Annotated in this window: 20 protein-coding genes; 14 read left to right on the top strand and 6 right to left on the bottom strand. The window is 53.6% G+C overall.

The annotated features are described in order from the left end of the window. Positions 1-184 precede the first annotated feature (184 nt). Complete coding sequence (locus HBA55_RS30105; RefSeq protein WP_166999183.1) at positions 185-1,087, bottom strand: hypothetical protein; 903 nt, start codon at positions 1,085-1,087, stop codon at positions 185-187. Between the two features lie 10 nt (positions 1,088-1,097). After that, positions 1,098-2,345 (bottom strand): phage integrase, encoded by a 1,248-nt coding sequence (locus HBA55_RS30110; RefSeq protein WP_166999185.1) that lies wholly within the window; start codon positions 2,343-2,345, stop codon positions 1,098-1,100. Positions 2,346-2,862: 517 nt separating this feature from the next. Between HBA55_RS30110 and HBA55_RS30115 the strand changes: the two genes are divergently transcribed. Together HBA55_RS30115 and HBA55_RS30120 are read left to right on the top strand one after the other, a co-directional pair. Beyond that, on the top strand, positions 2,863-3,108 hold the full coding sequence (locus tag HBA55_RS30115; RefSeq protein WP_166999187.1) for a hypothetical protein: 246 nt from the start codon (positions 2,863-2,865) through the stop codon (positions 3,106-3,108). A gap of 51 nt (positions 3,109-3,159) precedes the next feature. Then, positions 3,160-3,693 (top strand): hypothetical protein, encoded by a 534-nt coding sequence (locus HBA55_RS30120; protein WP_166999189.1) that lies wholly within the window; start codon positions 3,160-3,162, stop codon positions 3,691-3,693. Positions 3,694-3,811: 118 nt separating this feature from the next. Here HBA55_RS30120 and HBA55_RS30125 read toward each other — a convergent pair whose 3' ends face one another. The 3 genes from HBA55_RS30125 to HBA55_RS30135 form a co-directional block, all read right to left on the bottom strand. Then, complete coding sequence (locus tag HBA55_RS30125) at positions 3,812-6,646, bottom strand: fibronectin type III domain-containing protein (RefSeq protein ID WP_166999191.1); 2,835 nt, start codon at positions 6,644-6,646, stop codon at positions 3,812-3,814. A 257-nt stretch (positions 6,647-6,903) separates the two neighbouring features. Further along, entirely contained in the window at positions 6,904-7,230 is a 327-nt protein-coding gene (locus HBA55_RS30130) for a hypothetical protein (RefSeq protein ID WP_166999193.1), read from the bottom strand. Positions 7,231-7,383: 153 nt separating this feature from the next. Next, entirely contained in the window at positions 7,384-7,965 is a 582-nt protein-coding gene (locus HBA55_RS30135; protein ID WP_166999195.1) for a hypothetical protein, read from the bottom strand. A gap of 273 nt (positions 7,966-8,238) precedes the next feature. On the opposite strand from HBA55_RS30135, the gene HBA55_RS30140 reads away from it, so the two are divergent. From HBA55_RS30140 to HBA55_RS30175, 8 genes are all read left to right on the top strand, one after another. After that, positions 8,239-9,600, top strand: a complete 1,362-nt coding sequence (locus tag HBA55_RS30140; RefSeq protein ID WP_166999197.1) for a glycosyltransferase family 4 protein — start codon at positions 8,239-8,241, stop codon at positions 9,598-9,600. A 4-nt stretch (positions 9,601-9,604) separates the two neighbouring features. Further along, positions 9,605-12,427, top strand: a complete 2,823-nt coding sequence (locus HBA55_RS30145) for an LTA synthase family protein (protein WP_166999199.1) — start codon at positions 9,605-9,607, stop codon at positions 12,425-12,427. Between the two features lie 65 nt (positions 12,428-12,492). Then, positions 12,493-13,872, top strand: a complete 1,380-nt coding sequence (locus HBA55_RS30150; RefSeq protein ID WP_166999201.1) for a glutamine synthetase family protein — start codon at positions 12,493-12,495, stop codon at positions 13,870-13,872. Positions 13,873-13,882: 10 nt separating this feature from the next. After that, on the top strand, positions 13,883-15,034 hold the full coding sequence (locus HBA55_RS30155; RefSeq protein ID WP_166999203.1) for an iron-containing alcohol dehydrogenase: 1,152 nt from the start codon (positions 13,883-13,885) through the stop codon (positions 15,032-15,034). A 122-nt stretch (positions 15,035-15,156) separates the two neighbouring features. Continuing rightward, positions 15,157-15,942 carry a hypothetical protein gene (locus HBA55_RS30160; protein ID WP_166999205.1) on the top strand — a complete coding sequence of 262 codons (786 nt, stop codon included), beginning with the start codon at positions 15,157-15,159 and terminating at the stop codon, positions 15,940-15,942. Positions 15,943-16,050: 108 nt separating this feature from the next. Beyond that, positions 16,051-19,296, top strand: a complete 3,246-nt coding sequence (locus HBA55_RS30165) for an SNF2-related protein (RefSeq protein ID WP_166999207.1) — start codon at positions 16,051-16,053, stop codon at positions 19,294-19,296. After that, positions 19,289-20,506: a hypothetical protein gene (locus tag HBA55_RS30170; protein ID WP_166999209.1), complete on the top strand. Its 1,218-nt coding sequence runs from the start codon at positions 19,289-19,291 to the stop codon at positions 20,504-20,506. Before HBA55_RS30165 ends, HBA55_RS30170 begins: the two co-directional genes overlap by 8 nt. 48 nt (positions 20,507-20,554) lie before the next feature. Beyond that, complete coding sequence (locus HBA55_RS30175) at positions 20,555-21,421, top strand: hypothetical protein (RefSeq protein ID WP_166999211.1); 867 nt, start codon at positions 20,555-20,557, stop codon at positions 21,419-21,421. Between the two features lie 341 nt (positions 21,422-21,762). Here HBA55_RS30175 and pspF read toward each other — a convergent pair whose 3' ends face one another. Then, complete coding sequence (gene pspF, locus HBA55_RS30180; RefSeq protein ID WP_166999213.1) at positions 21,763-22,770, bottom strand: phage shock protein operon transcriptional activator; 1,008 nt, start codon at positions 22,768-22,770, stop codon at positions 21,763-21,765. 215 nt (positions 22,771-22,985) lie between these two features. On the opposite strand from pspF, the gene HBA55_RS30185 reads away from it, so the two are divergent. Genes HBA55_RS30185 through pspC form a run of 4 tightly spaced genes read left to right on the top strand, consistent with a single transcriptional unit; the run spans position 22,986 to position 24,686 of the window. Next, positions 22,986-23,141, top strand: coding sequence for a hypothetical protein (locus HBA55_RS30185; RefSeq protein ID WP_166999214.1), 156 nt, complete (start codon positions 22,986-22,988; stop codon positions 23,139-23,141). A 39-nt stretch (positions 23,142-23,180) separates the two neighbouring features. Then, a complete protein-coding gene (gene pspA, locus HBA55_RS30190; RefSeq protein ID WP_166999216.1) occupies positions 23,181-23,897 on the top strand; it encodes a phage shock protein PspA in 717 nt (238 codons plus the stop codon). Between the two features lie 24 nt (positions 23,898-23,921). Beyond that, positions 23,922-24,200 carry an envelope stress response membrane protein PspB gene (pspB, locus tag HBA55_RS30195; RefSeq protein WP_166999218.1) on the top strand — a complete coding sequence of 93 codons (279 nt, stop codon included), beginning with the start codon at positions 23,922-23,924 and terminating at the stop codon, positions 24,198-24,200. A gap of 21 nt (positions 24,201-24,221) precedes the next feature. After that, a complete protein-coding gene (gene pspC, locus HBA55_RS30200) occupies positions 24,222-24,686 on the top strand; it encodes an envelope stress response membrane protein PspC (RefSeq protein ID WP_166999220.1) in 465 nt (154 codons plus the stop codon). Positions 24,687-24,691 lie beyond the last annotated feature (5 nt).

Below are 24,691 nucleotides of genomic sequence, written 5' to 3' on the forward strand. Positions count from 1 at the left end.
GTCTGGAGAGGCTAGGAAGTGGGATTACATCAAAGAGGTCGAACTAAACCCGGATAACTCGGACCATGAGTGTGAGAAAGCAGCGTAAAAAATGAACTAATGGTGACATCTGTCTTGAAAAACGCCGCACGGTATCGACAGTTTTGCTAAAAAGATGATCGGCGTTTCGGTAAAGGCAGATTACTCAGTTAATTGCATTGTCGGCCAGTTCTTTTCTGATTTTCGAGACCAGCGCAGTAAAGGATCTGCGTTTCAAACTTTGCTCGACACCGTAAGTACTGACCCAATCAATTGCGTCCGCGTCTACCGCGAGAAGAATATTGTCTGTATCGTAGATGTTCTCTTCACTGTCGCATTCCGCTCTGATTATCTTCCATAGATCTTGGCTGGAAGCATTTGGATGGTCCAATAGCACCCGTGTAATCAGTTCTTTCAGTTGGTGATTGCGAGTGGCTTTCCCCCGAGATGCGACTTTCTTCACTTCCTTTAGCAAAGGGCTTTGAATTTTCCTGATTTCGGATGCTGGTATTCGGAGATCTTTTAATTTCCAACTGGCGTAAAAATTCCAGCTATAGGTCAGTGGTGCGGCGTTGAGGGCTTTCAGCGGAGCTAAAGGATCGTAATCCGGTTCTTTTGTTACTTCAAAGGCCGCGCGCAATCCCTGCTTAAAATCCTGGGTTTTATGGGGCATCAATACTGTGTGGTTACCAGACGCAAATGCCTCGTCTATCGATAAGGGTTCCCAGTCGTCTAGAGGGCCAAAGTCTTCAAAAGGGCAGTTGCCAGAAAAGTGAGATATCGATGAAAGGTCTAACGGCTGGTAGAAATAAATTTGATCGGCCCTTCGATTCAGCACCAGAGCTTTCAGAAGCTGTGGACTGGCGGCTACAGGGCCTTGATAGTAGAAATGGCAGTGTCCAACTTTCTTTCCATTTTTGGTAGTTGAATAAACTAGGAACGGCGTTTTACGACAAATGAGAACGCCGGTCAGGTTCCCTTGCTCTATTTCGTAGAATACATCTGAGCGAGTGTTGTTGAGTTTCTGTACGGCTTCATCCAGCGTATACCAAGGTCCTTCCAAGGGCATTCCATCATCCTTATCCGATCAACGCCACAGCCTCTGCTTTATGGTCCGGCGCCAAATGGGCGTAGCGCAATGTTGTATTCAAATCAGCATGTCCGCACAGCTCCCGAACGGTATTTAGGGGTACACCGTTCATCACCAGCTTTGATGCAAAATCATGACGCATATCATGCCAGCGGAAGTTGGAAATATCAGCCTTTTTCAGCAGGTTGCGCCACGCGGTGTTGACGTTATCCAGGCGGCTGCCGTCATCGGCGGGGAATACAAGACCGGATTTATTGGGAGCCTGCTTCTTCCAGTGCTCAATGGCCGTCAGGGCGGTCTGATTCAGGGGAATATGCCGGGTTTTGCCGGATTTGGCGTTTTCAGCCCGGACCGTGAGGATTTGTCTTTCGGTGTCGATATCCCGCCACTCCAGGTCAAACAGCTCACCCTGCCGGGCTCCGGTCTTCAATGACAGGGTTACCAGTGGCGTCAGGCGGTCACCGTAGGCCTTGCCCTCCAGGCATGGCATCAGCTCATAGCCTCGAACCCGTCGATGCTCATTGGCCCGGCCCCGAGCGGCGATCATTTCTTCGTCACGCTCTCTCAGGGCCGCCATCAGGCGATCTGCCTCCTCCTGGTTCAAGAATCGGGCTTGCTTGTTGGAGTCCTCTGGCAGAGATTTGAGGCGCTGTAGGGGATGTTCATCGATCACTTCCCACTCCACGGCCTTGGTCAGAATGGCACGCAGGGAATTAACGCGGCGGTTAATGGTGGCTGGCTTCAGCTTTCGGCCCTCCAGCTGCTCTGTGCGCCACTTTTCGATGGCGGACAGGCTGATTTCCGCCATGGGGGTATTTTTGAGGTGCTTAAAGCTGTATTCGATATTGTTGAGTGTTTCTTGACCAGATTTGAGGGTGGCCAGTGCCCAGTCTTTGTAGTGCTTGTCGATAAAGGTTTCCAGGGTGCTTTCCCGGACTGCCTTGGCGCGGGCCTTGTCTGCCTGTTTCTCCCCCTGGGGATCGTTCCCTTTGCCAACATCACCGGCGTAGCCCTTGGCTTCGTCGCGGGCCTGGGCGACGGTCTTGGAAGGGGATAGCTGGCCGATCTTAATCCGCTTGCGGTTTCCAGCCTTGGTCCGATAGGAGAAGTAGAAGGTCATTCTACCAGTGGGCTGCACCCGCAACAGAAAACCCTTGATCTCGGTATCCATGACCTCGTAGGCCTTGGCTTCAGGCTTGAGTGCTTTGACGCTGGTATTGCTGATTTTGGCTTTCATCGTTGGTCCCTCAATTTCAGGGCATTTTAGGGCTCTCTAAAATTTAAGTCCATATTAAGTCCAAATTGAAAGAATTGAGAGGAAAGGCAAAAAATCTCAGTGAACAACAATGAATTTATAAGCTGTTGATAAATATAGAGTAATTTGTGTTTGGTGGTGTGGGCTTGTTCATGGCGATTCACTGAAAATGGCCATTTTGAGGCACTGGGGGTGTGGTGGTCGTCGGTTCAAATCCGGCCACTCCGACCATTTCTTTTTTGACTTTCCCCTATTTCCAGTTGGGCAGCTGTGGGGCAGAGTTCTTAATGTCAGGGCAGTGTGAAGCCCTAAAGGTCAAATCATATGCCAGGTGCATTCCGAAGCGCTGAGGGCGCAATTGATCCGTTAGGCTGGCCGTATATAACCTTTTACTGCTAAAGATAGTGTTAAGTTTTCTTTGCTCATATAGCGGTCTGCTAAACCAATGGTTTACTATACGGCCACATGCAGGACTGTTTATATACATTGAGGCTAGATAATGAGCAAGCATGGGCTACAGATCACTGCTGAAGAGTACAAGGCCATCTGTGATGAAGTAATGCAGGGGGTGGCTCGCAGTAGTTCCGAACTGGAGCCTATGAGCAACGGTTATGACAAGCGGTCTCGCAAGTTCTTTGGTGGGCTCAACGCTCGTGTTCAACGCGGTGAGGAGCTGACAGAGATCATTGAGGGGGCCGATAGGCTCATGAACATGGCGTGGGGTACTGAATCCGCCAAACGTTAACCTGCACCACTGGGAGGCAGGGTGCCGCCCTTCGTCACAAGGATTTAGTGAATGCCACTCAACCCTTCCTTTTCTTCCCCTGAAGCGCTGAAAGACCTTAATGAAATCCTGACGCCTTATTTGTCGGCACTGGAAAACTACAATATCAAACTGGATTCAGATGGGCAAAACGATCTGACCAGGGGGATTATCCACGTCTACAGCGATTACATCGCACAATACAACGCCGTTCAAGTTAACGGGCACGACCCTATCAAGATTTTAGCGTGGGCACCGTACATACTGTGCCGGCCAGGCGGACTGAGCGAGCATGAAATGCAGTGCGCTTTCAGTGTGTCTGCGCATCTGTTGTGTAAACATCTCAAGGCCAGAGGCGTCTCGATCAGTGAAGTCTGGTTGAGTAAGGTTTTGCGAGTAGCAAAGAATGGTTTGGATGAAGACTTGGAGCCAGTGTCGATAGGACAGATCGGTTACTACGCTGTGTTTAAAACCGCCGATAATACCGCGCCATGCAGCCCATGGTGGAAAAAGGCACTGACTGCGGCCCGGTGGGTTGTGAAAGGTAAGACGGGTGGTGTGGGGTAAAGATAGAAATAAATCGCTATTCTTTATTCGGAATTAAGTCTTTCGAACAGAAGCAATCTATGGTCCGATCTGGGCAAACCCAAGCCGTCAGGTACAACCCGACGGCTCAGCTCCAAAATCAACGCACTATCTGCAAACAATCAGTACAGACAGCACTGCTGCCATCGGGATTGGTCACCACAACATCCCAGGTGCGAGCCTTGTTCGGTCCACCATTGCCGATACTGATGTCCAGACTAATATTTTCATCATCCAGAACTTGAACATTGCTGGCAACCGGGGCTGGCCCCGAACCGTTGGCAAATGTGATCTGTGCGTCTGCATCAAAACCGGCACCGCTGATGGTAAAGCTGGCGCCCTGCCTTAACTCAGACAGAGAGATTGAACCGGGAGTCATGCTGTCGACTGCCAGTACCGCCGCATTGGGATCGACAATAATCAGATTAATAAAGTCACTGCCAATATTGCCCGCCGAGTCGGTGGTCTGCGCAGTAATGGTATGCGCTCCGGCCGAGAGGTTGGAAAGCAGCAGGTTAGGGCCGCTGCCCAGATTTCCGTCGTTATCGGAATGCCAGCCGATAGCGTTGGTGACAACCTGATCGTCATCTTCAGGATCAGTGGCGTTGGCCGCAAAGGCAATCTCGCTTCCAAGATTGTGCTGACTTCCCTCGCCGGGGCTGAGGATGCTAACGACGGGCATCTGATCGCCGGGTTCACCACTGGACGTGATATCGAGGTAGAAAACGTCCAGGGCTGTACTCTGGCCGTTGCCTGTGGTGCGGTCAGTATCGGTTACACGGATATCAACATTGCCGCTAGTGCCGGAGGGTAAGGGCAACGTCAGCGTTTGACGTCCGGTTCCGTTCTCCAGTGTAGCCAGAGTGTTAAAACTGCCACCGTTAATGGCGTAGGCGATTTCAAAGTTGTCGCCTTCGCTGTTAGCCTCCGCTTCGGCGTCAAGGGTCAGTGTGACAGCAGCCGATGCATTAACACCGCTTAGATGCCAGTAGTGTTCCAGGCGACTGACACGATTTCGCGGCTTACCGCCCTGATGTTGTTCGACCAATCGTTGGTATCCAGAGGCCACGGTGGTGTCCAGGTAAGATCCGATTTCCGTGGTGCCGCTGACCGAGGTTTCACCACCGGCGTGGACTCGACTGGGGGCAACAATGGATACTGTGGATGTCTCATTCGAGTCGTTGCTGCCCGCACTATTATAGGCCTGCAGGTAGTAGCGATAATCGCCGGAAGCAAGATTGTTATCGGCGTAGGTGGTGCCGTTGCGAGGCACGTTGGCGATTTGAAGGTAAGCGCCGTTATTCATCGAGCGATAGACTCGATAACCGGATTCATCCGATTCAGGTGTTGAGGCGGGATCGCTCCAGTCTAATTGGATGCTTGTTTCCCCGGACAGTTGTGCAGCCAAATCCGTTGGTGCGGTCGGTGGTTCTGTTGAGGTCAGTTCCTGAGGGACAGTGCCGGTAATAAAGTACTGCCCCAAGCTGCCGTAGTTGCTGTAACCAGTGGTCGCCGGGTCACCTGCGCCCACACCTTCGATGGCCAGGAAATATTGTCCGGCAGCCACCCAAGTGGAAATCTGTGCGTAGGTGTCTCCTGCGATATCGCTGCGAATAATTTCGAAGCCATTGGCATCGTAGAGGATGGCTTGCGCGTCCAGGTTCATGCCCCGGCGACTTTGCGACGTGTATGAACTTATCCACGCCGGGGTGACGGCAATGTCCATTTGGCCTTCACCGACGTTCAGGGAAAACAGATCAATATCGTTACGGTCTTCAATGATGCCTTTGTTAGCCGGGTTGAGGTTGCCGGGGTCGGATACCGGATTAGTGGCCAGAAGGTCTGTACCGTTGCTGATCTGCAGCACCGTGGCGTTACCAAAGTTGACGTCCTCATGGTCGTCAATGCGATAGCCTAAATGCCCGGCGATAATTTGCAGGTCATCCTGGGTGTTGCTGGCATCGGCGTATTCTCCCTTGCTCCACTGACTGACTTGTGCGTAGTAGCCGACCCCCATAATGGGTCCCCAATCGGTATTTCCGCTGCCGTGTCCGCCATAGTAGGAACTGGTTGAGGTGCCATCATGACCGAGAGCCAGATTGTGGCCGAGTTCGTGAGAGGCTGCTTCTGAAATGTTGTGCGGGCCGCCGACACCGTCAAGGAATACAAGTGCGGGTTGATAAAAGGGATAATTACTGCGTCCCCAGACGTTGACGTAGGCGACGCCGCCGCAGCCACAACTGTAGATCTCCTGGCCGTTGGCATCGGCCTTGCGGGTAACCAGTATATGCCCGACATCGGGGCCAAAATTAGCGGGTTCTTGCGTGGTTACGTTTATATCGTAGGGAGCAAAATCTTCGGCGACTCGCTTCCAGGTTTCTGCGATATCGTTCAGTTCACTTTGGCTGAATGATGCTTCGTTGCCGTCAGTGTCGTAGGGACGCATATAAAAAGTATCCACGCCCTGATTGTTGTTCCAGATAGTCCCGGTTACGTTATGGCCGTCCATGTCCAGATAAACGGTGCGCGATGCGCCGGCTTTGCTATTTAAGCTGAACGCTTCAACTTCCGAAATATTACTGGCTTCAGGGGTCGAGCTTTCCCCCGTCGAGGTATTTTGTTCAACATCCTGAGCATCGTGAATCGGGTCTTCAAAGAAGATGCCACCGCCGGAGTCGGCACGAAGAAACGGCAGGTCCAAATTGGTAAAGTGAAAGTTTTGCAGCCATTCCAATGCGCGTTTTTGCGCTGCCGTCGGCAGTTCGTTTAACTGGGCTCGAAAAATTCCCGGGGGAATCTGCTCCAGAGTTTCAGGCATGCCCTGACCAAATTCACGATGTTCCATCGCTGCTGAATTTTGAGCGAGGCTGCTGGAGGAGGCGACCGTCAATATTGCTGCGAGGCCGATTGTTTTGATTGCTGGAGAATTGCCCATGCTGCACCCATCAAAAATGTGTTGAACAAAAATGCTATCACGGGGCAGTGGCTAAAATTATTGAACTGACTCACACTGAAAACGCGACCAATGCGCATTTCTGAAACCTTGTCACCCAGGTCATTTTGCTAAATAAATGCAGGAATAATGAGAAGCCCTGACAGTGACTTCCGGATCATTAATGATAGCGGCGTTTTATTTGCGTCAAGTGCTGAGTCGATGGACGACTTCGCGGGTGAGGCAGTGGCAGAGCGGTGTTAGCGCTCTGCCAGGTAAACGAAATCCGAATTGGCTTGGGCGTCTGCCAGGTCCGCAGCGCTGGGTTCTACAATGATAAAGCTGAAAGTGTCTTCAGTCGTTTTTTTCGCGGCGTTTGCAGCCTTAATGGTATGAACCCCTGCCTCAAGGTTGGCAGAAACCTGCAAGAGGATGTCGTCGGCCATCCGCGTATTTTCGGCGGGCTGTCGTTTACCTTCCGGCTCGACCAATGGTCCCGTTTCGGAACTTTGTGCCCAGCCATTTGCAACGACTCCGGCAAAGAAAACGAACCCGATCGTGTGTTTGATTACTCGTAACCTATCCATGTCGCCACCCGTGCATTTTTTCAGTGCGAGAATGCTAGCACGGGTGTTTACGCAAATTTATTGAACTGATTCACACTGAAAAAGCAACCATTGCTCATTCCTGTCAGCTTGGCATGAGCTTCATCTTTTTTACTGAATGATCACAGAAAAAAGTTAACTGCGTTGATCGTTGATGTCAGCAAAAGGAAAGGCGTCGAGAAAGGGTTCGAGCGCTTTCAGGGCTTCTTCCTGTCTTGAGTACTGTGGACTCTTTACGGTGATGAATGAGCCGTCATCCAAGGTAATGGTGATTTGGCCCTGTGGGTCCGCAGATGCCTTTAAACCTTGTACCCGAAAACGCCTGCCCTGTTGCATCAGTCCCATTTTCGCCAAGCCTCCCAAGGCGCCAGCGAATGCACCTCCGGATCCTTTGCTGCCAATCAGTGTGACGGTCAAGGTCTTGCCATCCTTACTGTACTCGCCAATGATGCTGCCCATACCCAGTGCATTTTCCTGTCGCACGTCTGTGCGCTGCCAGCCGGCAACGTTGGCGCTGAAGAAACTCGCGACAGACCCCTGCAGGCTGCTTTCCAGTGCCTCGACACACCAGCGGGCTTCTTCCAGGGCTTCTTTGAATTTCTCTTTATCCACCAGTCGCATGATGCCTTCGCAGCTGGTTTTCGGGCTTTCAGCTTCGATGGCTTCAATGCAGGCGCTAAGACTGAGGATCAGAATGGCGGCGATTATACGGGTCATGATTTTCTCCTTGACTGGCCTGAATTGACCAGCTCTATAATGATAATGACAGTCATTATCACTTGTGGTCTGAAAACTCTATCAATGAAAGAATAGACGCCCGCAAGCATTTATGCGGAGATTCCCCCTGGCTGGTCCAACCGGCCCCATCAATGCTATAGTGCGCCGCTTGTCGAATACCCTATTTGTCCGGGCCTCTGCCCGAGGTTGGTAACCCATGTCCTGTCATGCCAGGGCTGTAGTGAATGAAGTTGGAAAGGATTCTACCTGCCCATGCGATTCCTGATCGAATGCACCCATACCTTTTTTAATCCTGCTCATAACACCGGGATTCAGCGCGTGGTGCGCAATATTGTCGAGCACCTGCCCGAAGCCACCGAGGAGGTCGAGTTCAGACCTGTGGTGCTGAAGGAGGGCGAGTTGTATGGGGTCAAGGATCTGCCGGACGTAGATGAAGAACCCCAATACTCTGATGTGCCTCCCTGGCCCTATCGTGTATTGGAGCGCGTTGAGCAGCGTCACGCCGGACTCAGTCGCCGTTATCAACGCATCAATGAGCGACCATCCTTTCAGCGTTCCAAGAATGCCCGGCGGGCCTTGTTTGTGGTGGTCAAGGCGCTGGACCTCGGCCTGCGAGCGCTGAAGAAGGGATTGCGAACCATCGGTGATCGGGTGGAAGACCAGCGCCTGGAACGCCTGGAGTTGTCAGAGAATGATCACCTGATTCTTATCGACGCATCCTGGAACTACAGTCAGGCACCGCAGGCGTTTGAGGCGATAAATGCCAGTGGCGCGAAGATTTACGGTGCCGTTCACGATATTATTCCGCTCACCAATCCCGAATTTTTTCACGGCAAACTTGTGGATGATTTCTCCAAGTGGTTTGAAGCCGTCGCTCAGCTGGCGGCCGGATACATTTGCGTCTCCAGAACGACCATGGAACGCACCCGTAATAAAGTTAATGCTCTGGTGGGTTCTCAGGCGGGAGAGCGCAAGGTCTATGACTATTTTTATTCGGGCAGCGACTTCAGTCGTCAAACTCAGAGGGGCAGCGTTCGCCCGCAATTGATGGATATCTTCGCCAGCGATGAACCCGTCTATTTAATGGTGGGCACCATCGAACCGCGCAAAAACCACCGCTACGTGCTCGATGCTTTCGACCAGCTCTGGCAGCAGGGTGTCAGAGCACGCCTGTTGATTATCGGTGGTCAGGGCTGGAAATGCGACGATCTGGTGGACAGGGTTTTGCAACACCAACACCATGGTCAGGCCCTGGTGATGGTGAACGACGCCACCGATGCCGAATTGAACCATTGTTATCAACGCGCCAATCGATTGATACTGGCCTCGCACGATGAAGGATTCGGCCTGCCTATTATTGAGTCCATGAACAATAATCTGCCAGTGATCTGCAGCGATATCGACATCTTCCGGGAGGTGGGCGGTCAGTATTGCGACTATTTCGATCTCTCTGATTGCGGATCCTTGGCGGCGCAGGTGAAAGCGCAGCTCGGTGATACAAACGAGGTGGCAGCGCTGGAAGGCTGGCGTTGGGACAACTGGCGCGAGGCAACCCGGCGATTCTGCGATAACCTGGTGGATCTGGCACGCCGCTCTGAAGCAAGCCGTGGGTAACTCCATGAGATTTTTTGCTCTGGCCTGGCTTTTTCTGTTTGGCCTTGAACTCGCCATGCGTGCACTGTTGATGCACGAGACCGGCAGCAAGCTCTACGCTCTGCACCAGATGCTGCCGGCGATTGCCGCGGATGCCCTGGTGGCCATGGGCTTTGCTCTGATTGTCCGTGGTGCCAGGTTCTTTTCTTTAAGTGTGGATGTGGTTCTGCTGGCGGCGCTTTGGGCCTTAATGCACTGGCCAAATATGGAGAGCATTGTTGCGCTTGGCCAACCGGTGGATCTGGCGGATATCGCTTACGTTAAAGATGCCGATTTTTTGCAGGGGTCGTTACAGGCCTTCAGCTTTCCTTTGTTTTACCCGCTGTCCTTGGCGCTGGCACTGATCGCATTGCTCTGTTTAAACCGGCACCCGGTCAGCTCCCCCAAAGCCCGGGCTATCAGTATCGGGGCTGGCTTACTGGTGTTGGCGGTGGGTGGTTATACCAGCGTCGATGAGTTTTCTGACTGGCGTACCACACATCCCCTTTTTCTTACGCTTGGAACAGCAATTTCCGAAGAATACGGTTTGGAACCCGACAGTCTGGAAGCTGTAGAGCCAGCGCCACCGGTGCTGCGACCTTTGTTGAAGCAGGAAAGGTCGCAGGCCCGGGATGGTGAACCTCTTCAGGAACGTCGCCACAATGTTCTGCTGATTGCGCTTGAAGGCATTCCCGGTGCTTACGTTCGGTCCGTCAGAGAGTACTTTGGCCTGCCACAGGGCAGCGATCAGTCTATCGATGCATTTCAAATGCCGGGTTTGAGTAACATCGCGGAACAGGGACAGGTTACCCCCAACTTCGTGGCGCATACCCGCCAGACGATTCGAGGCCTGTATAGCCTGCTGTGTGGCGATTACCCGAAGTTGACGGCCCGCTCCACGACGCCCAAAACCATGGAGTACCTGCAGCTGCCACCGGCAAACAGGCCAGCCTGCCTTCCAACTATCCTGGCGGACAGGGGATATCAAACTCTGTATTTGCAATCAGCACCTCTGGCGTTTATGAGCAAAGACAGGTTTATGCCCGCTGCCGGATTTGTTGAGGTTCACGGCAGTGAGTGGTTTGAGCAGCAGGACAGTCTGAACGGCTGGGGCGCCAGTGACGACAACCTGTTTCGCAAAAGTTTGCAGCGTTTGCAACAGGCCAACGAGGCCGAACAGCCCTGGTTTGCGACGCTCTTGACGGTGGGTACCCATCATCCCTACGACGTGACCGATGAAGAGGCCGCCAGATACCCAAGCCGCAAATTGGCAGCCGTCGCCAAATTGGATGCAGCACTGCAGGAGTTTATGGAGGGGTTGAAGGCTTCCGGTTTGCTGAACGATACACTCGTTATTATTACCGCCGATGAATCCCACGATATTCCCAATCAGCGTCACGGCGCCAACTGGGGCCTAAACATTGCATTGGCACCCGAGTTACAGCCCGGTATCAAAGAGGGGATCTTTGGCCAGCTTGATATGGCGGTTTCGATTCTGGATTATCTTGGCGTACCGGACCGAGAGGGTTGGCTGCAGGGGGAAAGCTTCTTTCAGAACGAGTATGTTCCTCAAAGTCGCCCGATGCTTTTTTCACGGGGCCAACTGTTCGCCTATCTGGGGGATGGAAAAACTCTGGGTTGCGTGAGTGCCAAGCGTTGTCGTCAATACCAGGCGCATAATGGCAAGTTGTTTGCGGAAAGCTACGAAGAGGGCAGCACCTTCGAGTCCGACAGTGCGAGGCCAGAGTGGCTCCTTGCCCGGTCCGCAAACCAGCGTCTGCGCAACGGCATTTCTAACCCTAACCAAGTGGTTTTTCTTCAACAGCAGCAAACAACGGTTGGAAAGCATCCAACCTACATCTCTGCAGGGCAGTATATTGATATTCCTGCCGGGCAAAAAGTGAGTGTGCAATTGGATCTGAGCGTGCCAGAGGGTTCCGCCGCGGCATCTCCGACTCTGGAGATCAGAGCGCGAGGCGAACAGCCAGTGGACTTACCGGTGAAGCTGCCAATTATGCAGCCGGGCGAGCGATTGCAGGTGACCTTGAGTTTTTCTTCCGGCGAGTTTTTGCTCAATGCTTTTGAGGCCAACCTCCGGGGAAGAACGAAATCCGCCAGCGGGGCGACCATCAATGTCACGGACTATCGCGCAGCTTGGCGCGAAGGTGGCAGCGGAGCCGGTCGGGGGATTAACGATATTGAAGTGCAGCAATTCAGTCTTACCGACAACAAGGGCGAACAGCACCAGAGTGCTTTATTTCAAGACCATTACTTTATAGCAAAGGTCCTGGATGCGGACTCCATTGTGTATACAGACAGCGAGCACCTCGACAGCGACGGCTACTTGATACAGGGCTGGTCGCACCCCGAGAAGTGGGGCACTTGGAGCCAGGGTGAAGAGTCCGTGGTGGGATTCCATCTTAACGACAGTCCGCCCATCGGACTGGACGAGTTTGTGCTGGATCTGGATCTCCAGGCGTTTGTGACCCCGGAAAAAAACCAGAGTTTTCAATTGTCGCTCAACGGGTTGCCACTGGGAGAACAGACCATTACCTGGCCGGCCCGAAATCGCCATCTGAAACTGCAGGTACCCGCCAATGCTTTGCGTGAGGGGCTGAATACTCTGGCGTTCCACATTGACAACCCTCGCTCCCCGAAAGAGTTGGGTGTCAGTAATGATGCCCGCCCCATCGCGGTGGGGCTGCGGAAGTTAGCTATCCGTTACCCATCCTCCATACGTTGTTTATTGTCCCGGGTAGGCGAGTTCCTGTCCGCCGATAGCGATCCCTCTGAGCACTGCTTGCTGTAGATTGTCACAGAAACTTCACAAATCCTGTTCTATCCTCAAGGGAGTGAACAGGAGGAAGTGTCGTCATGCTGGATCCCCGCCAAGTCAAAACCGTTGCTGATGCCCGTCAGATTGTTGAACATCGGGGGCTTCACCACATTAAGGTCGGTCTTTTCGACAACGATGGTATATTGCGCGGCAAATACATGAGCCGCGACAAATTCCTCAGTTCACTGGAAAAGGGTTTCGCATTCTGCGATGTGGTGTTGGGCTGGGACAGCAATGATCAGCTCTACGAAAACGTCGATGTCAATTATACCGGCTGGCATACAGGATATCCGGACGCACCGGTCAGAATCCTGCCGCAAACCTGCCGCGACCTGACCTTCGAGCCGGGTATGCTGCTGTTTCTGTGCGAGTTTGATGATAAAGCCGCTGAGATCTGTCCGCGCAATCTTCTAGCACGCATACTGCAGCGTGCGCAGGGGCTGGGCCTGGAGGCCAGGGCAGCGTTTGAATATGAGTTTTTTCTCTTTAACGAAACACCCCATTCCGTACGTGCCAAGGGTTACCGCAATCTGGAGCCCCTGACCCCCGGTTTTTTCGGCTATTCCATGCTGCGCAACACCGTCCATGCCGAGTTGTACCACGACCTGCTTCAAACCTGCGAGCAAATGGATTTCCCGTTGGAGGGGTTGCATACAGAAACCGGGCCCGGTGTACTGGAGGCTGCCATATCCGTCACAAGCGCGGGTGAGGCGGCCGACCGTGCGGCGCTGTTTAAAACCTTTACCAAAGTCTGGGCGCAGCGGCACGAGATGATGGCGACCTTTATGGCCAAGTGGTGCAACGATTATCCGGGGCAGTCCGGGCATATTCATATGTCGCTCAATCATCTGGATGATGGCCGCTCGGCATTCTTTGATGCAGACGCTGATATGAATATGAGCCCAATGCAAAGGCATTTTGTCGCCGGGCAGCAGGCACTGATGCCGGAGCTAAGTGCCATGCTTGCGCAAACGGTGAATGCCTATTCTCGGTTGGTGCCGGGGTTTTGGGCGCCTACGGATGCCACCTGGGGCAACGAAAATCGCACCACGGCACTGCGGGTCATCTCCGGATCTGAAAAATCCCAGCGGGTGGAATTCCGTTTGGGATCAGCGGATGCCAATCCCTATATTGCACTCGCGGCGGCATTGGGTGCGGGCCTCTACGGGATTGAAAACAAGCTGGAGCCCGAACCCATGGTGCGTGGCAACGCTTATGAACAAAGGCATGCGGAGCAATTGGCATTGCCACAATCGTTGGGGCAGGCAGCTGGGATACTGCGCCGATCGGCAGCGGCGGAGCAACTGTTTGGCCGTGCGTTCGTGGATCACTACGCCGCCAGTCGCGAGTGGGAGGAGCGGGAGTTCCGCAAGCATATTACGGACTGGGAGCTGCAGCGCTATTTTGAAATTATCTAGAGAAGGGGCCATGACAAAACATCACACCAATTGGAATTACCCCACTGATATTCGACTGGGAGCGGGGCGCGTACAAGAGCTGGCGCAACACTGCCGTAATCTGGGAGTAACATCTCCGCTGCTGGTAACAGACCCGGGATTGGCGGCTTTGCCTATGGTCAGCAAGATAGAACAGGCCTTGCGCGGCGCCGGCCTGGCTTCTGGTTTGTTTACGGAGGTACAGGGTAACCCCACTGGAGAAAATGTCGCGGCCGGTGTCGAGGCTTATCGCCTGGGACAGCATGATGGCGTTATTGCCTTGGGTGGGGGCTCGGCCCTGGATGCGGGCAAGGCGGTGGCCCTGATGGCGGGTCAGAACCGCCCGCTGTGGGACTTTGAAGACCGGGATGACAATTGGACCCGCGTCAATGCTGACGCCGTCGCCAAGGTAATCGCAGTGCCAACCACGGCGGGTACCGGCTCTGAGGTCGGGCGTGCCGCTGTGATCACGGATACCGAAGCGCAGCTCAAAAAGATCATCTTTCATCCCAAGATGTTACCGACAATGGTCATTCTCGATCCAGAGTTAACGGTTAATTTGCCGCCGCCATTAACGGCAGCTACGGGGATGGATGCCCTGTCTCATAACCTGGAGGCATTCTGCGCGCCCGCCTATCATCCTATGGCAGCGGGTATCGCAGTTGAGGGTATCCGGCTGGTAAAAAACTGGCTTCCCACTGCCTACCATAATGGCGGGGATCTGGAGGCGCGAGCTCATATGTTGGTGGCGTCGAGCATGGGGGCTACCGCTTTTCAGAAGGGGCTGGGGGGCATGCACGCTCTGGCCCACTCACTGGGGGCACTCTACAACGCCCATCACGGCCTGCTCAATGCAATTCTGATGCCCTACGTGCTGCAGACCAATCGCAGTGTAATTGAGGATCGAATCAATGCGCTGGCGGCTTATCTTGGTTTAACAGGTTTTGATGGGTTTTATGACTGGGTGCTGCAGCTGCGCGCAGAGCTGAATATTCCCAATACTCTGGCCGATATTGGGATTGATACTTCGCAAGCTGAACGAATTGGGGCCATGGCCTATCGAGATCCTTCTGCGGAGGGAAATCCCCACCCATTGTCAGAGTCACAATATGAAATTCTCTTTTGTGATGCAGTTGGCACTTGATAACGGTGTAAGCGACGGATTAACGGCTATACTGATTGCGGAGGGCGACACCGGTGGGAATACCGGTTATGATGGGTTGTGCGCTTTTTGACCATCTCGGATAAGATGACCGAACAATAACAATGAGTCAGGAACATCACGGAAAACAATCTACCCACCTGCTGGCGCTGCCTGCGTTGGCACTGTCCTGCCTGATTGGTTCAAGCCCGTCGCTGGCTCAAGTCCAGGAATGGACCTTTGAAATCCAACCCTACGTCATGAATACGTCCCTGGAGGGAGATGCCGGAGTGGGCCACGTGGATGGCGATGATTTGACCTCGGAGTCCACCGACATACTCGAAGCACTAAAATCCGGTGGTATGTTGCACGCCGAGGCGATTCATGAAAGTGGCTGGGGTGTGGCGCTGGATTATGGCTTTATGGATCTGAATAATGGCGTATCCAGCTCCGCTGAGGGTGTTCGTGATGTCAAACTGCGTCAAGGAGTGCTCCAGGCGGATGTAATGTTCCGTACCATGATCGGCAACAGTACGCTCGACTATCTCGGCGGCATCCGTTGGTGGGACAGCAGTCTGGAACTGGAAAAGACCTCTGAGGATGGCAGTATCGAGTCCGATGTCAGTGAGGAGTGGCTGGACCTCTATGTTGGCGCTCGCTGGATCAAACCCATTGGCCAGGATTGGCATTTCCTGCTGCGTGGTGATCTGGGTGGCTTTGGCCTGGATGCCGAAATGACCTCCAGCTTCTCCACAGGTATCCAGTACCAGCTTAATGAAAAGCTTTCTCTCGACCTGCTCTATAAAGGCACCTGGGTAGAGTATGAGAAGGAGAGCTCCAACAAAGAAGAGCGCTACCAGTACGATGCCGTCACCCATGGTCCGGTGATGGGCGTTAAATTCAAATTTTAGTCTTCCTTGTAGTACACTAGCGCGTCGTTTCGCTGCTAAAACCTGCTAATTATCAATGACTTATTTTGGCCTTCTTGTGTTCCCGGCGAATTCCGGGGAATCTGCCCTGTGAGTGGGCTGGACATTGCTGCACTGCTTGGCGCGGATGTCGCTTGTTCCGGTCAGGCGCTGGTCGATGCCGGGCAGGTACTGGAAACCCGTGAGCCTCAGCCTGGTGCTGTAATTACGGGGGTGGTCGAGGATCAGGGCCGTCAACGGGTGTATATTCAGCTCTCGGATGGCGAGATTGATGGCGAGTGCAGCTGCGATGTGGGTGAAAATTGCGCCCATGTTGCGGCGGTTTTGCTGGCCAGACAAGCTCCACCGGGATCAGCGGCAGCACCGGAACCGACAATATCCACGGCGGCGTCGCCGTCTGTTCGAACCTCTCCCTCCCAGACCTCTTCAGCGATGGGCGCGCAACAGATCCTGCTGTACTCATTCAAGCTCAGTTCACTCACTCGGAGTGCCATTGCCCGTGAGGCGACCGCCAGTCTGCAGGTTTGGGTACAGCAGCCCTCAGGACAGCGCAGCGCTTTTGAATTCAATACCATTCGCGGTGGCCACTATCCTCGTTATGTTCAGGACATTGACCGGACGATCCTTCGTCGTTTGATGGCGGAAGGGGCACGCCAGCCGTTGGAGCTGACCGGGACGACAGGATTTGAGCTGTTAAACAGCTGCCTGGCGACGGGGCGTACGCAATTGCAGTCTGCCGAAGGCCGCGAGCTGCCCGCGTCGGTGATGGAAGCAAGAGATCCTCGAGATCCCCTCTGGCAGCTCCTGGCCGATGGCTCTCAGCAGCTGGCATTGGATGATTCGCGATCAGTCATTGCCAATCTGGTGCCACCATTATTGGTTGATACTGGCTCAGGTCACTGTTGTGTCGCTGAGTCCTTGTCGGATTCACTGTTGGCTCTGGCCACTCGTGAACCAATTACTCCTGAGCAGGCGGTTGGTTTGCCCGCGGGCCCATTACCGAAACCGCTGCCGCTAGAGCCGACCCTGACTGAGCGGAAATCGTTGAGTCCGGTGTTGCGTCTGCATGGCTACCGACATTCTGCAGATGAAGACGTAAAGGCGGTGGCAAATCTTGACTGGTGCTACAACGGTTATGTCATCGACACCGACCAGTTGCCCGCCACACAGAATTGGGTCCGATTTGTGGGAGAGGATCAACAGATTCACCAGGTAGCACGGGATTTGGAGGCCGAGAAGACTTGGCGTGACCAGCTCAAGGACTTTCAGGTCAATCCCCGTGGATTAAGTCTGCCGGGGCAGAGGGCCTGGCTGACGTTTGTGATGTTGGGGCAGGAGTCATTGCAACGGGCCGGTTGGCAAATCGACATTGATGACAGTTTTCCCTACAAAATGGCCGAGGCCAGAGATTGGTACGGCAATCTGATGTCAAAACCCCTGGCTCAGGGCAGCGAAGATCATCAGGATTGGTTTAATCTGGAGCTGGGCGTCATTGTTGATGGCGAGCCCGTTAATATATTGCCTTTGCTGATTGAACAGTTTCGGCATTTTTCATTCAGCGCCTCCCGTGAGGGTCGCTCCCAACAAAACCTGGAAGCGCAACAGGCCAGTGAACAGCAAGTTAATGAGCAATTGATGCTGTTTTTGGGTGACGGCCGATACCTGCCAATTCCCCTGCAGCGTGTGCAAAACATTCTGCATACCCTGGTGGAATTGTACGATCAGGAAAGCGAAGAGTTGAGTCTTCCCGCTGAGCAAACCGCATTGCTGGCGAAGCTTGGCCAGGTATTTGAAGAGGATGAGCTGCAATGGTCGGCCGATGATGCACTGGAGGCATTGGCGCATCGTCTGGCTGTTTTTGAGGGTATTGAGCCCATGCTGCCGCCGCCTGACTTTAAAGCGGAACTCAGGCCCTATCAGCAGGAAGGGTTGGGCTGGTTGCAATTTCTGCGGGAGTTTCATGCCGGCGGGATTCTTGCTGACGATATGGGGTTGGGCAAAACAGTGCAAACCCTGGCGCATTTGGCTACAGAAAAAGCCGCAGGGCGTCTGGCGCAACCCTGTCTGATTGTGGCGCCCACCAGTCTGATGGGCAATTGGCGCCAAGAGGCACGTAAGTTTGCTCCAGACCTAAAGGTGCTTACGCTGCACGGTGCCAAACGCAAAGCCAGCTTTATCGATATTCCCACCGCCGATATTGTGCTCACGACCTATGCGCTGTTGCACTTTGATGCGGAACAACTGCTGCAGCAAGAGTATGAGTTTCTGATTCTGGATGAGGCACAGACGATCAAGAATCCGCGCGCAAAAGCGTCACAAATTGTGCGCCAAATCGATGCCCAGCATCGGCTCTGCCTGACGGGTACGCCGATGGAGAATCATCTAACGGATCTTTGGTCGTTGTTTGACTTTCTGCAACCGGGGTTGTTGGGCAAGGAACGTCACTTCTTACAACAATACCGTCAGCCGATCGAGCGCGATGGCAATGAAGAGCGCGCGTTGCAATTATCTCAGCGCATCGCGCCTTTTATATTGCGTCGAACCAAATCGCTGGTGGCATCCGACTTGCCTCCCAAAACGGAAATTGTGCGGTCCATACCACTGGAGCAAAAACAACGAGATCTTTACGACAGTATACGCCTGACCATGCACAAGCAAATTCGCAAGGCAGTCGAGGATCAGGGCTTTGCGCGCAGCCACATCGCTGTGCTTGATGCGCTGTTAAAGTTGCGACAGGCCTGTTGCGATCCACGGCTGCTGGATTTGGATGCGGCCAGAGAGGTTGAGGAATCCGCCAAGTTTGATGCCCTGATGCAAATGCTGCCGGAGCTGGTGGAAGAGGGGCGTCGCATATTGGTGTTTTCGCAGTTTACCTCCATGCTGGCATTGATTGAACAGGCCGTGCAGGCACTGGAAATACCCTGTCTTAAGCTAACCGGGCAAAGTCAGAATCGCGCGGAGATGGTAGAAAAATTCCAAAGCGGCGACATTCCGGTGTTTCTTATCAGCCTGAAAGCGGGTGGAACCGGCCTGAATCTGACGGCGGCGGACACAGTGATTCATTACGATCCCTGGTGGAATCCCGCAGCGGAAAATCAGGCGACGGATCGCGCCTATCGCATCGGCCAGGACAAACCGGTATTCGTTTATAAGCTGATTACTGAAGGCACGGTGGAAGAAAAAATTCTGCAATTGCAGCATCGCAAGCGCGAGTTGGCCGATGGGCTCTATAGCGCCAAGGCGGGTTCGCCCACGCAATTAACTCAGGACGATCTGAATATCCTGCTGCAGCCCATTGACGAAACTCCAACAGACAATACACAAAGCCATGACTGAATCTATCGATAACCAACTACAGACACAAATCGACGGGCAACTGATGGAGCAGGGTGCCTTTACGCCGCTGGATTTACTGCTAAGCAGTGGCCGCTTGACCTATATCGACTATGAGCAATGGCGCCAGGGCAATCAGCCCTATCTGGATGAAACGCTGCTGGGAAGTCCCAAGCGCATTCGTCAGCAATTGGATGCTGCTGTCGCTTATGCCAAGCAAATCGGACTGGTGGAGGATGAGCAGGAGTTTACCTGCTGGGACAATACCGGTTCCAAGCTCCGGCTGAGTGCCGACGATGAAATGCACCACCTGCTGAGCCTGCGATTTGTCAGTGTACAAAACGAGCCACAGATGGATATGTTTTTTGATAATCCGGTGGTGGTGCTGGTTAATGATATCGTCGCTGCGCTGGTGAGCCGTTCATTGGCTGATGCCGAACGCGCACTGGACAATTTATACCAGCAATCTCCCAATCATGCCGACCTGGCAATGTTTGACCAGATGGTGTCTGCACTGGGGCGTTCTCAGGGGCCCTGTGGCGACACCCAGGCTGAATTGTCGAGCGTTCAGGAGTTAAGTGGCCATGCCAAACGTTTGTTGAGTGCGCAGTATCGGGAGTATCTGATTCCACTTTGGCGCTATCTGGCCAAGGCGTTGGAGGGGGTGGCATTTGATCCTGAGCAGCCGCAGCATCACAGCAGTTATGTATTGGCTCGAGCGGAGGATTGGCCGGGGGTCAGTCATGCAGTGAACCAATCGCCGCTGTGGCAGCAGCAACCGGTGTTGTGCCTGCGTCTGGCGGAAAGCGGTTTGCGTCGCCAGCAACGTATCGAAGCCATTACGGCCTGGTGTTATCTGTGCTGGCTGCATCCACAGGTAGCTGAGGAGAGTCTCAACGAGGGCGGGCAGGGGGATCGCAATGTGAGTGATCTGTGGCACCGGTTTCTGGATCTGGAGGACACGCTGGAGCTGGATGAGCCGCTCGAAATCGGGGTTTTTCCTGCCTGGTTGTTGCTGGCGGAGCCAGGGCTTGCTCAGTCTCTGCCTGAGAAACTGCCATTGCGGGAGGATCGGGCGGCTCAGTTATTTGGTGTCTGTCATCGTCTGGTGAAGGCGCGTCTGGCGGCTGATGGTGACCGGGAGATGGGGCTAAGGGGAGAGCTGCAGCAGTTGGAGCCTGCTTTGGTGGATTTTCTCAAGTCTCGGGTTTGATGAGTGGTGTGGTCTATTATTGCATTAGGTGATGGTTGAGCACTGACGATGAGTAATACGGTCCTGATAGTCATAGCTTTTAATCTGGCGCTGTTGTTGTTGGCCTCCTGGGGTTTTTTCCTGTATGTGGTGCGCGGTTTAAAGCGGGAGAATCGGCATAAGAGTGCGGCGTTGGATCGTTCGCTGAAGGGGTTTGCCGAGCTGAAGGTGATGTTGGAGAAGTTGCAGTTCAGTGTGGAGGCGTCGGCTTCTGCGCAGGCGTCGGTGGTTGCGACGATGGGCGCGGAGGCTGGTACGCCGCCATTGGGTGCAGGTCAGGGCGGTGGCACTGGTGTGAATGTTGCTGAGGTTCAGCATTATCGGGAGCAGGTGCAGGAGTTGTCTTCGCGGTTGGCACAGCGGGATTTGGGTTTTGAACAGTTGGAGGCAGAGAAACGCGATCTGAAGTTGCAGGTGAAAGCGAATCAGATGGCGGCGGATCAGCTAAAGCGGGTGCAGCAGGAGAATGCCAAGCTGAGGGCGACACTGGCGGATTATATCGCCAAGAATAAGGCCAGTGACGCCTTGGTGAAGGAGCTTGAACGGAAGTTGGCTGAGGTCCAATCAATGGCGGATGAGACGCGCCGGAAGCTGGAAGAGGTGCGCAAGCAGCCGCCATTTGAGATGGATAATGTGCAGCTTGAGGAGTTGAAGGATACCTTGCAGAGGGCGCTCCGGGAGAAGCAGTTTATTGAGGAGCAGTATCTGGAGTTGCTGGATAAGGTGGAGGAGTCTGAGGAGATTGCTCGCGAATTGCAGAAAGCGCGGCAGGAGTGTGAGCAATTGGAACAGTCTTATATGCAGTTGATTCAGCAGTTTGAGGGTGGGGGTGATGATGCTGAGGATGATTTTAAGCTTGAGGAGATTGATGAGTAGTCGGAGCTGTCTCCTAGTTGGATAGCTTTGGAGCCAACCTGGTGGATATGTGCCACAAACGCTCGTTCGATAATGTCTGCAACGACCGCACGAATGTAGGTCAGGTTAGCGCCGCTACGCGGTGCGTAACCTGACGATCCGCTGAAGGTTTAAATTGGCGGCGGCCATTTATAAAACGCCTGTTGCAACAACATCCCAGGATGTTAAAAACCGGGCAGCGCCAACGAACATCAGTGGAGCCGGCGGATTACGGCTTCGCCTAATCCGCCCTACGTATGAACAACACACGGACGATGCCATCGAGGCATGCCTGTTTCTGATGTTCGATCTTTTTGGTTTCTTTAGGCGCTAAGCTTAAACTTTCTGTAAAGCCCGCGTAATTGGTCATAGCTTAAGCCTAGCGACTTAGCTGTATTTCCCTGGTGAAATTGATTGTCTTCCAGTGCCTTGGTTAGTAGTTGGCGCTGATAGTTTTCTACTGCTTCCTGGAACGTTTCCTGCGTTTTTTCTTTTGTGGTTTTTTCTGTTTGATCTTTGGGTTCTGATGCGGCCTTGGGTTGCTTTTCTGTTTCGACTGTAGTGTCCGGCCCAAACGGATCAACCACAATTATATCAATGGGATCATGAGGATTATCCCAACGATACACGGAGCGTTCGACGGCGTTTTTGAGCTCACGCACGTTGCCGGGCCAGGTGTGGGTTTCGAGGGTTTGTAGGGCGTGGTCACTAAAACCCGGGAAGAGGGGCCAGCCCAGTTCGTGGCTGATACGCACGGCGAAGTGGTCGGCCAGTTCGGTGATGTCACCCAGGCGTTGTCGCAGTGGGGGCAGTCGAATGACGTCGAAGGCGAGTCGGTCGAGCAGGTCTTCGCGAAATTTTTCTTGTTTGGCGAGCGCTTTGAGGTCTCCGTTAGTGGCGCCGACGATGCGAACGTCGGTGGTGAGTGTCTGGCGACCGCCGAGTCTTTCGAATTCTCCGTATTCAATCACACGCAGGATTTTTTCTTGGACTCGCAAGTTCATGGTGGCGAGTTCGTCCAGCAACAAGGTGCCGCCCTGTGCCCGTTCGAAGCGGCCAATGTGGGTGCGGTTGGCGCCGGTGAAGGCACCCGCTTCGTGGCCGAAGAGTTCGGATTCCAGCAGTTCGTCGCTGAAGCTGGCGCAGTTGACCTTGATCAGGGGGTGGTCCCAGCGGCCGGAGAGGAAGTGCAGGCGCTCGGCAATGAGTTCTTTGCCGGTGCCCCGCTCTCCCAGTACCAGTACAGGTCGATTGATGGCGGCCAGCCGGGAAACCTGATCGAGGCTTTCGAGCCAGGCGCCGGAGCTGCCGATAATGCGTTGCTCTGCCATAATTTGGTAATTTTAGCCTTACGATTGGTTGAATTTACCATTTATAGGTTAATTTAACTATATAGTCTTCAGGGTAAATCAGAGATTTTTTCTAAATTTTATGAAAATCAATGACTTAACTAAGTTGGCACAATCTCTGTAATGTACTTGGCAAGCACCCACAGTCTTGTGGGATTCCGTAACCCGGTGGTTTTGAGATTCAGGGAGATAGCAGCATGGAGACAGGACGTTGGATTGCCCGTTTATTAAGTTGGGGAGCGCTGCTGATGACTCATACCCTGGTGTTGTTGCTGATTCTGTTGGCGGTTTTTTTGGATCGGTTGACGGTCGGAATTTTGCCGCAGTTGTTGGATTTGTGGGTGCTGTTTTAATCAACGGATCGGGTTCAGGCCCGCCAAGGAGTTTGATCGATGAGTATTTTTTCACGCATGGCTGACATCATTAATTCCAACATCAACGCGATGCTGGACAGTGCGGAAGATCCGCAGAAGATGATTCGCCTGATTGTTCAGGAGATGGAAGAGACTCTGGTAGAGGTGCGCAGTTCTTCCGCGCGGGTGATTGCGGATCGCAAAACAGCCCAGCGCCGCCTGGAGCAGGTGATGGCCGACGGTGATGACTGGGAGGCCAAGGCCAAGTTGGCGATCAGCAAGGGGCGTGAGGATCTGGCCCGCGCGGCACTGGCAGAGAAGCAGATTATGACTGAAGAAGCCGAGGCTGTGCAGCAGGAGTTAGCGGCCCTGGATGAGCATCTGGATCACTTGAATGAGGAGATCGCTCAGTTGCAACAGAAGCTCAATGATGCCAAGGCCAAGCAGAAGGCGATGTTGATGCGGGCGAAAACGGTGAATGACCGCATCAAGGTCAAACGTCAGATGCACCGCGATGCCTTGGACGAGGCATTTATGAAGTTTGAAAAGTTCGAGCGCCGGGTCGATAATCTGGAGGGTCAGTTGGAGGCCATGGATCTGGGGCGTGAGTCTAAACCGGACTTGGCATCGGAGATCGAAGAGCTGGCCAATCAGGACAAGATCGACGCTGAAATGGCGCGCCTGAAAGCGGAAATGAGTGGTGGAAATGGGGGTAGTGACACTCCCAGCGCGCAGAGCGACAAGGAATCGTCTTAATACCGCCTGTTATAGGAACCCGTTATGTACAACTTTATGTTTGTGCCCACCATTCTGTTTCTTACTATTGTGGCACCGCTCTGGATCATCATGCACTACCAGAGTAAGAAGCGTTCCAGTAAAGCTCTCAGTGATGAGGAGCGCCAGACGATTGAAGATATGCTGGAAACCGTGGATCGTATGGCGGAGCGCATAGAAACACTGGAGTCTATTTTGGATGACAGTCACCCCCGTTGGCGCCAGCAACATTCAGCGCGCAGTGAGGACAAAGTCAGTCCTCTCAAGCGTACTGGCGGGCAATAGCGAAACGATCAAGGAGTCCTGATGATGAGAAGACATCGAAGAAGGCGCACGTGTAGAAAACACCATATCGAAAGTCGTCGTCGCGACGGCTGGGGGATGAACCTCTACCGCAATAAAAGTGAAGGCAAGATCGCCGGTGTTTGTGCAGGTCTGGCCGATCACTTTGATTTTGACCCCTGGGTGGTGCGTCTGTTTTTTATCGCCGGTTTTGTATTTTTGAATGGCCTGGCTATCTTCGCCTATGTGGCGGGCTGGATGCTGATGGCCCCAGCCAGTGACAATGCCGTCGAATCCGTCGAGTATGATGAGCGGCGCCACAGCTACCGTCGCAAAAACATGTTTCGGCACAGCGCCAGCCCCTCAAGGCGCCTGCAGGAAGCCCAGCGACGCCTGAACGGTGTTATGAGAAGGGTGGAAGATATGGAGGCCTATGTGACTTCCCGCCAATATGAACTCAATCGAGAGTTTTCCAATATGGAGCGCTAGCGCTC

This window comes from Pseudomaricurvus alkylphenolicus, from assembly GCF_011683955.1.
Classification (GTDB): Bacteria; Pseudomonadota; Gammaproteobacteria; order Pseudomonadales; family Cellvibrionaceae; genus Pseudomaricurvus; species Pseudomaricurvus alkylphenolicus.